At 42.8% G+C, this 10,316-nt stretch carries 8 protein-coding genes and 5 tRNA genes; 12 read left to right on the top strand and 1 reads right to left on the bottom strand.

Features of this window, described 5'->3' with window-relative positions:
• Positions 1-261 precede the first annotated feature (261 nt).
• Positions 262-924 carry a polysaccharide deacetylase family protein gene (locus I2484_RS19980; protein WP_207152819.1) on the bottom strand — a complete coding sequence of 221 codons (663 nt, stop codon included), beginning with the start codon at positions 922-924 and terminating at the stop codon, positions 262-264.
• A gap of 197 nt (positions 925-1,121) precedes the next feature.
• On the opposite strand from I2484_RS19980, the gene I2484_RS19975 reads away from it, so the two are divergent.
• From I2484_RS19975 to glmM, 12 genes are all read left to right on the top strand, one after another.
• Positions 1,122-1,196: transfer RNA gene (locus I2484_RS19975), tRNA-Asn, on the top strand.
• A gap of 3 nt (positions 1,197-1,199) precedes the next feature.
• Positions 1,200-1,275, top strand: a tRNA-Thr gene (locus I2484_RS19970).
• 18 nt (positions 1,276-1,293) lie between these two features.
• Positions 1,294-1,365 (top strand) — tRNA-Glu (locus I2484_RS19965).
• Between the two features lie 86 nt (positions 1,366-1,451).
• Positions 1,452-1,535 (top strand) — tRNA-Tyr (locus I2484_RS19960).
• Between the two features lie 122 nt (positions 1,536-1,657).
• A tRNA-Gln gene (locus I2484_RS19955) sits at positions 1,658-1,732 on the top strand.
• 170 nt (positions 1,733-1,902) lie between these two features.
• Entirely contained in the window at positions 1,903-3,627 is a 1,725-nt protein-coding gene (locus I2484_RS19950; protein WP_255551630.1) for a putative bifunctional diguanylate cyclase/phosphodiesterase, read from the top strand.
• An 88-nt stretch (positions 3,628-3,715) separates the two neighbouring features.
• Positions 3,716-4,621: an arginase gene (gene rocF, locus I2484_RS19945; RefSeq protein ID WP_207152818.1), complete on the top strand. Its 906-nt coding sequence runs from the start codon at positions 3,716-3,718 to the stop codon at positions 4,619-4,621.
• Positions 4,622-5,111: 490 nt separating this feature from the next.
• Entirely contained in the window at positions 5,112-5,675 is a 564-nt protein-coding gene (gene sigW, locus I2484_RS19940) for an RNA polymerase sigma factor SigW (protein WP_207152817.1), read from the top strand.
• A gap of 12 nt (positions 5,676-5,687) precedes the next feature.
• Positions 5,688-6,323 (top strand): anti-sigma factor family protein, encoded by a 636-nt coding sequence (locus I2484_RS19935; RefSeq protein ID WP_207152816.1) that lies wholly within the window; start codon positions 5,688-5,690, stop codon positions 6,321-6,323.
• Between the two features lie 348 nt (positions 6,324-6,671).
• On the top strand, positions 6,672-7,508 hold the full coding sequence (cdaA, locus tag I2484_RS19930) for a diadenylate cyclase CdaA (RefSeq protein WP_207152815.1): 837 nt from the start codon (positions 6,672-6,674) through the stop codon (positions 7,506-7,508).
• Positions 7,501-8,772, top strand: coding sequence for a CdaR family protein (locus I2484_RS19925; protein WP_207152814.1), 1,272 nt, complete (start codon positions 7,501-7,503; stop codon positions 8,770-8,772). Before cdaA ends, I2484_RS19925 begins: the two co-directional genes overlap by 8 nt.
• A 39-nt stretch (positions 8,773-8,811) precedes the next feature.
• Complete coding sequence (gene glmM, locus I2484_RS19920; RefSeq protein ID WP_207152813.1) at positions 8,812-10,161, top strand: phosphoglucosamine mutase; 1,350 nt, start codon at positions 8,812-8,814, stop codon at positions 10,159-10,161.
• The last annotated feature ends 155 nt before the right edge of the window (positions 10,162-10,316 follow it).

Below are 10,316 nucleotides of genomic sequence, written 5' to 3'. Positions count from 1 at the left end.
AATTGAACCGCCGTATACCGAACGGTACGTACGGTGGTGTGAGAGGTCGGGAGTTAATCACTCCCTCCTACTCGATTATAAGATAAGAAACTATAAGTTTTATCTACTTGGATTGGTGTCTAGACTCCAGGCGCAAACCCCTCGGTTCATAAGCCACTTTGCAGCGGGGGCTGAAGTACGCCTCCTCGCTAACCGGCTTATGTCTGTCGGGGCTAAACGGGGCCTTGCGCTTTTCTTATAAGAGTAGATGCAGCGATTGGATTATTCGGGTATTTTTTTGACATTCACCTTTGTCCCGAATAACATAGTTTCCACAGATATAAAGGTCCGATCTTTATCTAACCTTTTTAATTTAGCTAAATCAACACGATTATCGCGGTGATGGGGGACAGAAATGATTTCCCCTTTAGTGATAGCAGGAAGGTCGCCGCCATCCCAAATAACAGATGAACCTAGTGCATTAATTTCGGCTTCCCAGAGCATACTATGCAAGGTGGCCGGAAAAACTTCGTCAACTGTACGGAACCAAAGAGGTTTTACTCCGAACGTTTTTTCGAACTGCTCAAGTTGCTCTATGAATAGTGGAGTGTTTTGATCATAGATTAATCCATTATCCCCGAGAAGCCCGACAGAAATATTTTTTTCTTTGATGAGTTGTACTGTTTCGGGAAAACGCCCAGCCCAATTCATATCGACGAATAGGAGTGGATAAGGTTTACTGAGTTCTCGGATCCATTGTTCCACTTCTACATCCCCGAATGAAATATTTACGGTCAGTGCGGAACCGCTAGCGCCGCGTACAATAGCAGCAGGTTCCTCCGTTACGCGGAACACGGATACGAGAGACAGTTGCTTAGGTAAAGCGGGAAGGAGCAGGAAGAGCGCGCAGCAAATAATGGCGGTGATCATGTACTTGTTTCGCATATGTTGTCCCCTTTTTGCACAATCTACCGTAAGTTTATGAAAGAGTGTTGACAAATATGCAAAAGACGTGGTAATATATATAAGTTGCTGTCGGGAACAAAACAAACTTTTAAAAAAGGTCTTGAAAAATATTATTTGTTTGGTATAATGGAGTTTGTCCTGAACGACATGAACAAGTTTAAATGAATACATATTATTCCGCAGTAGCTCAGTGGTAGAGCAATCGGCTGTTAACCGATCGGTCGTAGGTTCGAGTCCTACCTGCGGAGCCATATGCTTCCATAGCTCAGTAGGTAGAGTGCTTCCATGGTAAGGAAGAGGTCACCGGTTCGAATCCGGTTGGAAGCTCCAGAGGAACTTTAAGAATAAGGCCCCTTGGTCAAGCGGTTAAGACACCGCCCTTTCACGGCGGTATCACGGGTTCGAATCCCGTAGGGGTCATTAAAACTTTTTCAACACGAAGTGTTGAAAATAGTTTACCTTAAATGTACTTGAAGTTTTAAATCTGATACTACATATAATAACATGGTGGGGTAGCGAAGTGGCTAAACGCGGCGGACTGTAAATCCGCTCCTTCGGGTTCGGCAGTTCGAATCTGCCCCCCACCACCAAAACTTTTTTAACACGAAGCGTTAAAAAGAGTTTACATCAAGGTTTATCCGCGAAGCGTTAGACATAGTTTACCTAAAGGTCTACACGCAAAGCGTTGAAAAACATACACCTTAGTTAATAGTGGGGTATAGCCAAGCGGTAAGGCAACGGACTTTGACTCCGTTACTCGTTGGTTCGAATCCAGCTACCCCAGCCATTTACTTGCTTTACCAAACCATGTGAATTGCAAATAGCTTTATTAACCCTTTCACGAAAGTGAAAAGGGTTTTTTTCTATTTCAACTAGACTCCGTATGGACCTAAAGAATTATTTCGATGTAAAATAAATGAAGGTATGACTTGAGGTTTTTAAGAGAGAAGTGATTTTATGCAAGTGGATAATAAAATGATAGATGATTTGACTCGTCACGATGGTAATCATAGTCCGGAGAAAATACTGAGAGACATTGCCTATGCTCTTGATCAGTCAGCTATTGTTGCTATTACAGACCGAACCGGAAAAATTGTGTATGTGAATGAGCTGTTTACAAAAATAGCGCAATACAGCGAAGAGGAACTTGTGGGAGTCGACCATCGGATTATTAATTCAGGTTTTCATCCTTCGAAATTTTTCAAGGATATGTGGGCGACAATTGGACGGGGACATACTTGGCATGGTGAAATCTGTAATAAAGCCAAGGATGGATCATATTACTGGGTCGATACAACGATAGTTCCGTTTTTAAATGATAATGGAAAGCCCTATCAATATATTTCCATCCGCTATGACATCACTGAAAATAAAGATTCTGAGCGGATGATACGCGATCTTGCTTATAATGATCAATTGACCAGTTTGCCTAATCGGACTTCGTTTCGGAAAATGTTCTATCAAGAAATAGAAATGGCAAAAAAACGCGGGACTAATCGAGCCTTTGTCTGTATGAATGTCGACCGTCTCCGTTATGTAAATGATTCACTTGGGCATGATGTAGGCGATTATATTCTGTCTGTCATTGCGAAAAGATTAAAGATAGTTCTAAAAGATAATACTATTATTGGTAGACTGTCAGGTGATGAATTTGCATTCCTTCTGCTAGACATACGTGATGCACAACACGCTGAACAGCTGACAAAAGAAATTCAGCAATATATTGAGGAACCTATTGAAGTAAAGGACCAAATGCACACACCATCTTTAAGTTTGGGGATTGCCTTGTACCCTGAGCATGCTAAAAAACCTACAGAGCTTGCAATGAAAGCGGAAAAAGCCCTTTCTATCGCCAGGGCGCATGGTGGCGGAGGATGTGAGATGTATCAGCACGGAACAGCGGCCAAAACATTGGAGCGGATCTTGCTGGAGAATGAATTAAGGAAAAGTGTTCATCTGGGTCATCTTCACCTTGATTATCAGCCTAAAGTGAACTTGAAGACGGGGATTTTGATAGGTGTCGAAGCGTTAGTGCGCTGGAATCATCCTGATCTTGGCAGGATACCGCCCGATAAGTTCATTCCCGTGGCTGAAGAGACAAAAATCATCATACCTCTCGGTGAATGGGTTCTGCGTGAAGCGTGCGGACAGGCAAAAAAGTGGCAGGATAGTGGATATGGATCGTTTCGTGTGGCTATCAATATGTCAGCTGTGCAATTGGAAGAACCAACTATCTTGCATACAATAAAAGCAATTCTCGATGAGACGGGTGCCACAGCGAATTTGATTGAAATTGAATTAACTGAAAGTGCATTTGCCGACCGGGAAGATATGCAGGGAAGAATTCGTGAGATAAGGGCATTGGGTATTACGGTGTCTATCGATGACTTTGGAACAGGTTATAGTACGTTTAGTTATATCAAAGAACTGCCGGCCGATACGATTAAAATCGATATGTCCTTTGTGCGAGATATACACTTTAACGAAGATAGTCAGGCAATCGTTAAGGCTATTGTAACTTTAGCGGATACCGTGGGCTTGAACGTCATTGCGGAAGGTGTGGAGTATGAAGAACAAGCTGTTATCCTAATGAATTTAGGTTGTCGCGAGGGTCAAGGGTATTACTATAGCAAGCCAACGTCTCCCGACGCCTGTGAACAGTTCATGAGGAGAAATTTGTAAACGAATAAATATTCAGATACCTGTTGAGTTGAGCCAAACCTTCCGATGGACTTATACTAGAGATATTAATAAGGGGAGGTAATTTGGTATGCAACATTTGAATATTTCATTAATTGGTGTACCACTTGATTTTGGACAAAGTCGTCGTGGGGTGGATATGGGGCCAAGCGCAATCCGATATGCAGGTGCTGTAGGAAGAATTGAATCGATTGGCCATCAGGTGACGGATGAGGGCGATGTTCAGGTAAGCGCTGTGGAACAAAAAAGACAGAGCGATTCGAATCTGAAGAACTTAGATGAAGTCATTCAAGCGACTACGGAGCTTGCACGAAAAGTTGGTGAAGTTGTGGCAGCAGGCAGATTCCCACTTGTTTTAGGAGGGGATCACAGCATCGCTATTGGAACACTCGCTGGCCTGTCGGATAAATATAAAAACCTTGGTGTCATCTGGTATGATGCGCATGCAGATTTCAATACTGCAGAGACATCGCCTTCCGGTAATATTCATGGAATGCCTCTTGCTGTAAGTGTTGGACTAGGACATGAAAGTCTCGTTAATATACATAGTGAAGGTCGAAAGATAAAGCCGGAGAATGTAGTAATCATCGGAGCACGATCTGTGGATCCGGAAGAACGTCAATTGATCAAGGAGCAAGGTGTCAAGGTGTTCACGATGCATGAAATCGATCGCTATGGAATGACTGCGGTCATGGAAGAGGCTCTCGCCTATCTCCGTTCGTGTGATGTCGATGGTGTCCACTTATCCCTTGACTTAGATGGGCTCGATCCCCTATATACACCAGGAGTAGGAACGCCGGTGCCGGGTGGAATTAGTTATCGGGAAAGCCATCTTGCAATGGAGATGCTAGAAGACTCAGGCATGATTACTTCGGCTGAATTTGTAGAAGTAAATCCGATTCTGGATGAGAAGAATAAAACAGCTGATGTTGCGGTGGGTTTAATGGGCTCACTGTTTGGAGAAAAACTACTTTAATCAGTTCTTGGAAGCCCGTCTAGTAACTTAGATGGGCTTTTTTCACACCTGTTGATTAACTAAAATAATCATTGAATAACATGATCACCTACTGGGAGCTATGTGTATAGTTGGCACTTAACAAATAGTGTGTTCTTCCAAAACAACTGCATTTTTCACTTGAATGTTGTAGGAACGCGACAGGCAACTATTCACAACATGATTACTGAAAAAAGTGTGTCTAGGAGTGACGGAGTCAAATCTAAACACACTTGGACACTAAGTAAATCTGTCATGAATAGTTCGCCGTAAGCGAACCGAGTAGGATCTAGTGAAAATAGGGGTTTTCGAGCCCTTCTCACTAGTGATTTATGCAAGCAAATGGTTAATCAACAGACGTGGAAATAACTAGCAATATCTGTTAAAATAAAATTAATGAAAAAAAATGAAACCTGTCGATACCTTCAAACGTATAGAAGGGACAGCCGCATAGAGCGGAGGGTGAAATACATTGGATGAACTGATCAATAAACGAATAAATGAAGTCTTGAAAGGCGATCAAAATGCATTTGAAGAAGTAGTGACTTTATTTCAGCATCGTCTATACCAAGTGTGTTACAGAATGCTTGGTAACGCACAAGAGGCAGAAGATATCGCGCAGGAAGCATTTGTCCGTGCCTATATCAATATTCATACATTCGACCAAAAACGGAAATTCTCAACGTGGCTATTTCGGATTGCAACGAATTTATGCATCGACCGAATCCGAAAAAAGAAACCCGATTACTATCTTGATGCGAATGTTCCGGGTACAGATGGTCTGAATATGTACTCACAAATTGCCGCATCCGGTGAGTTACCTGAAGATGAAGTCGAAAGAATGGAATTACAGGAGCGTATCCACTATGAAATTGGAAGACTTCCTGATAAATACCGTTCTGTCATCATTTTAAGGTATATCGAGGAATTGCCGCTGCAAGAAATAGGTGACATTTTGAAATTACCACTAGGAACCGTAAAGACCCGTGTCCATAGAGGGCGGGAAGCGCTTCGGAAACAGATAGGTAATATGTAGGAGGTTATTGCTATGAATACGTGTCCGGAACAAATCGTTCACTATATGCACGCGTATTTAGACGGTGACATTAGCCGTGACGAAGAGCGGCTATTGAAAGAACACCTAGATAGCTGCAAAGAATGTAAAGAAATCATGAACGGCTTAACTGAGTCTATTGTGTTTATAGGAAGTGCCGCAAAAATAAAGGCGCCGGACAGCTTTGTCAATGGCGTTATGGCGCGGCTTCCAAAAGAAAAATCGCAAGCAGGCGTTCAACGCTGGTTGCGTAGCCATCCATTTTTGGCGGCTGCAGCTATGTTTTTAATACTTATGAGTGCAACGCTATTTTCAAGTTATGGAAACGATCAGCAGTTTGCGGTGACGAAGCAGCCGAATCTTGTTGTTGAGGGTCAAACGGTACTCGTGCCCGCTGGTGAAATTGTTAAGGGGGACATTGTCGTTAAAAATGGCACGCTCCGTATCGAAGGAGAAGTGGATGGCAATGTAACTGTGATTAGAGGTACAAAATATATGGCCTCCACAGCGATTGTGACTGGAAAGAGCGAGGAAATTGACAAAGTGTTCGACTGGCTCTGGTACAAAATGAAAAAGACAGCCAAAGAAGTCTTCTCGTCTTCAAAAGGTGACATGCAAGATGAAGAGTAAGTAGAGCGACCTACGCGAACCGTTAAGAGTGGTAAGCGGTCGCTCTTTTTCACGGCTTAGGAAACTTTAAAATCACGTACTGTGGATAAGCTGCAATATAGAGATTTCACGTCTAAACTCCAGCACCAAGAGACTCGGAGGCCCACAGGATGTAGATTACGCAACCGGGAGGGATTGAACTGCATTCCTAACTATATCCCTCCTAATTGCCACAGGGAGAGGCGTACTTAGGCTGCGTTCATCTGTTACAGACGCTTGCGCTTTTGTTCATTTCTAAGAAAGGACAGTGCAGTGCTGTTATGCTATACTGTACGCATAAGAAACTGTTTATGAAGGTAGGCGAAGCACATGCCAAAATGGCAAGAATTAGTTGATTTCAGTCCAGTAGCGGCATTTATTAATATCGTAGATGTGCTTCTCGTCTGGTTTGTTTTTTATAAATTAATTACGGTTATAAAAGGAACGAAAGCGGTTCAACTTTTAAAAGGGATTTTCGTCCTTATCATTGCTCGCATTTTGACAGAGTATTTTGGCCTCAATACGTTGCTATGGATGATGGACCAGGTTCTGAGATATGGATTTTTGGCTATTATTATCATCTTTCAGCCCGAGTTGCGGCGTGCACTCGAACAGGTCGGCAGGGGCCGATTATTTGCTCGAACAATGATGCAGGAAGAAGAGGAACGTGACCGACTAATTGAAGCGTTTGTGAAATCTGTCAGTTATATGGCGAAACGTCGAATTGGAGCGCTTATTTCAATTGAAAAGGAAACTGGTCTAAGTGAATACATTGAAACCGGTACCGGCATGGATTCAATGATTACATCCGAACTTCTTATCAATATCTTCATCCCAAACACACCGCTCCATGATGGTGCAGTCATTGTCCAACGTAACCGAATTGCAGCAGCAGGATGCTATTTGCCGCTGTCGGAGAGTCCGTTCATCTCAAAGGAGCTTGGGACACGGCATAGAGCGGCCATCGGAATTAGTGAAGTAACGGATGCTGTCACGATTATCGTATCAGAAGAAACTGGAGCAGTAAGTCTTACTGCGAATGGGGATATAGATCGGAATCTTGATATGGAGGAATTTGAAGCGCGGTTGCGAAGAGTTTGGTTCGGCTTAACACCTGAAAAGAAGGATACTTCGATTTGGAAGTGGAGGTGGAGAAAAAATGGATAAGTTTATGGATAACCCATGGTTTCTTCGCTTTACAGCCTTATTCCTTGCAATTATTCTTTTTTTCTCCGTACAGGCAGAAGAAAAAAAAGGTAGTAAAGCTGTCGGTGATGCGATGGATATCATTCGTGATTTCCCCGTACAAGTCTATTATGACAATGAAAATCTTGTCGTGACAGGAGTCCCGGAAACGGTCAATATGACCATTGAAGGTCCGGCAAATCTTGTTCAGACGACGAAACTATTAAAAGACTTCACGCTTCGGGTTGATTTGTCGAGCTTACCAATGGGCAAGCATACAGTTAAGATTCAGCATGAGAATATTTCTGAAAAGCTGAAAGTACGGTTTGAACCCGCAACAATTGAAGTTGTCATTGAAGAGAAAATCACGCAAACATTCCGAGTAGATCCTGAGCTCAATGAACGTCTGCTCGCTGAAGATTACACTGTTGATAAAATAGATGTCCTCCCGTCAACCATCGAAGTGACAGGTGCGAAGAGTGTTATTGAATCAATTAGTTTTGTTAAAGCCTCTATAACAGGAGATAAGGAAATTAACAAATCATTCGAGCAGCAAGCGAGGGTTCGGGTCCTGGACAAAGATTTGACGAAGCTAAATGTGACGATTGTTCCTGAACAAGTGGCGGTCAAAGTTGATATTTCCGAATATAGTAAAGAAGTACCGATTGTACTTAAGTCGCGAGGAGTTCCAGTTGAAGGCGTCACTGTGGATACCATTTCAACTGTGGATAAGACGATTCGTTTATCCGGTTCACGGAAAGTGTTGGATAATATTAAAGAATTCAGCGTCGATGTGGATGTATCCGAAGTAAAAGGACAAGGAACAACGATGATTGATTTGAAAAAACCTAAAGGCGTTTCAAAGATGTCTTTTGATAAAATTAAAGTGGAAATAGACGCAACAGTGACCGATTCAGACTTGGAAGTAATCAATCCTGAACCACCTGTTGAGGACGTCAAAGTAGTTACTAAGGAATTTAAAGACATGCCTGTTACTGTAAAAGGACTTGATGAAAACTTTACGAGTTCATTTCTAAAACCAGTGGCCGGTTTGGTAGTACTAACCGTCACGGCAGAGCAGGGTGTCATTGATACATTGGAAAAATCTGATTTCACCGTCTATATTGATGCCTCTGAGACAACAGACGAAGGAGAACAAAAATTCCAAGTCTTAGTTGAAGGACCTAAAGATGTAGAGTGGATACTAGTAGATAAAGAAGTAACGATGCATATTGAACTTGCCTGACATTCGGTTGAATATGCAGGATTGAAAGGGAGAATGAAAATGACAAAGTATTTCGGGACCGATGGTGTCCGTGGGGTTGCAAATAAGGAATTGACACCGGAGATCGCTTTTAGATTGGGTAGAATTGGTGGGCATGTGTTAACGAAAGAATCATCAGGAAAATCACAAGTACTCGTCGGTAGGGATACGCGTATCTCTGGGGATATGCTTGAAAACGCCCTAATAGCAGGCCTTTTATCGACGGGTGTTGAAGTGATGACTCTTGGAGTTATTAGCACGCCGGGTGTCGCTTACTTAACGCGCGTCATGAACGCACAGGCCGGAGTCATGATCTCAGCTTCGCATAATCCTGTCGCAGACAATGGTATCAAATTTTTCGGTGCAGATGGTTATAAACTGACGGATGAGCAGGAAGATGAAATTGAGCAACTGTTAAACGTACAAGAGGACTCGTTACCACGGCCAACTGGAGCAGACGTCGGTTCTATTACAGAGTATTTTGAAGGCGGACATAAATATATCCAGTACTTAAAACAGACGGTTAACGAAGAATTCACGGGAATTCATGTTGCACTCGATTGTGCACATGGCGCGACATCAACATTAGCGACACATCTGTTTGCTGACCTTGATGCAGACCTAACGACAATGGGGGCATCGCCAAACGGTTTGAACATTAATGACGGTGTTGGTTCGACTCATCCTGAAGAACTGGGTAAACTCGTTGTTGAAAAAGGCGCTCATATCGGCTTAGCGTTTGACGGAGATGGCGATCGTCTTATCGCTGTCGATGAACATGGAGAAGTTGTTGATGGTGATCAGATTATGTTCATCATCGCACGTCATTTGCATGAAGAAGGCCGCCTTAAATCTGGAACAATTGTCTCAACGATTATGAGTAATCTAGGTTTCTATAAAGCACTTACGGAACATGGCATGAAGAGTATTCAGACAGCCGTTGGTGATCGGTATGTTGTCGAAGAAATGAGAAAAGGAAATTATAATCTTGGCGGCGAGCAATCGGGCCATATTATTTTCCATGACTATAATACAACTGGAGATGGGCTTCTTACAGGGCTTCAGCTCGTGAACATTATGAAAATTACTGGACGAAAGCTATCTGAACTTGCGGCAGGCATGAAAATTTATCCGCAAAAACTCGTCAATGTGCGTGTAACGGATAAAAATGCCGTGACGGATAATGCACTAGTTGCAGAAGTAATAGCGGACGTGGAAAAAGAGATGGCTGGCAACGGTCGTGTTCTTGTTCGCCCTTCAGGCACAGAACCACTTGTGCGTGTCATGGTAGAAGCGCCTTCTGAAGAAGATTGTATACGTCTTGTTCAGCGTATAGTTGATGTTGTACAACGAGAGATGGGAACTGAATAACGGCAAGTGATGGCAGACTGGAAACACCTTAACCTGAGGTGTATCCAGTCTTTTTTTTGGTTGTACAATAAATGACGTTGGTGAAAGAAAATCCCCATCCCTTTAAAGGGAGATGAGGAGGATCTTCACTAACGTCATTTTTTATAAGTATATTG

Source organism: Sporosarcina sp. E16_8, assembly GCF_017347095.1.
In the GTDB taxonomy this organism is placed as follows: domain Bacteria; phylum Bacillota; class Bacilli; order Bacillales_A; family Planococcaceae; genus Sporosarcina.
The sequence above is the reverse complement of the archived record's forward strand: the minus strand, read 5'-3'. Positions and strand labels throughout refer to the sequence as shown.

Coding starts and splice junctions, on each gene's coding strand:
- I2484_RS19950 (WP_255551630.1), top strand. CDS start 1,903: ATGCAAGTGGATAATAAAATGATAGATGATTTGACTCGTCACGATGGT.
- glmM (WP_207152813.1), top strand. CDS start 8,812: ATGACAAAGTATTTCGGGACCGATGGTGTCCGTGGGGTTGCAAATAAG.
- I2484_RS19925 (WP_207152814.1), top strand. CDS start 7,501: ATGGATAAGTTTATGGATAACCCATGGTTTCTTCGCTTTACAGCCTTA.
- I2484_RS19935 (WP_207152816.1), top strand. CDS start 5,688: ATGAATACGTGTCCGGAACAAATCGTTCACTATATGCACGCGTATTTA.
- cdaA (WP_207152815.1), top strand. CDS start 6,672: ATGCCAAAATGGCAAGAATTAGTTGATTTCAGTCCAGTAGCGGCATTT.
- rocF (WP_207152818.1), top strand. CDS start 3,716: ATGCAACATTTGAATATTTCATTAATTGGTGTACCACTTGATTTTGGA.
- I2484_RS19980 (WP_207152819.1), bottom strand. CDS start 924: ATGCGAAACAAGTACATGATCACCGCCATTATTTGCTGCGCGCTCTTC.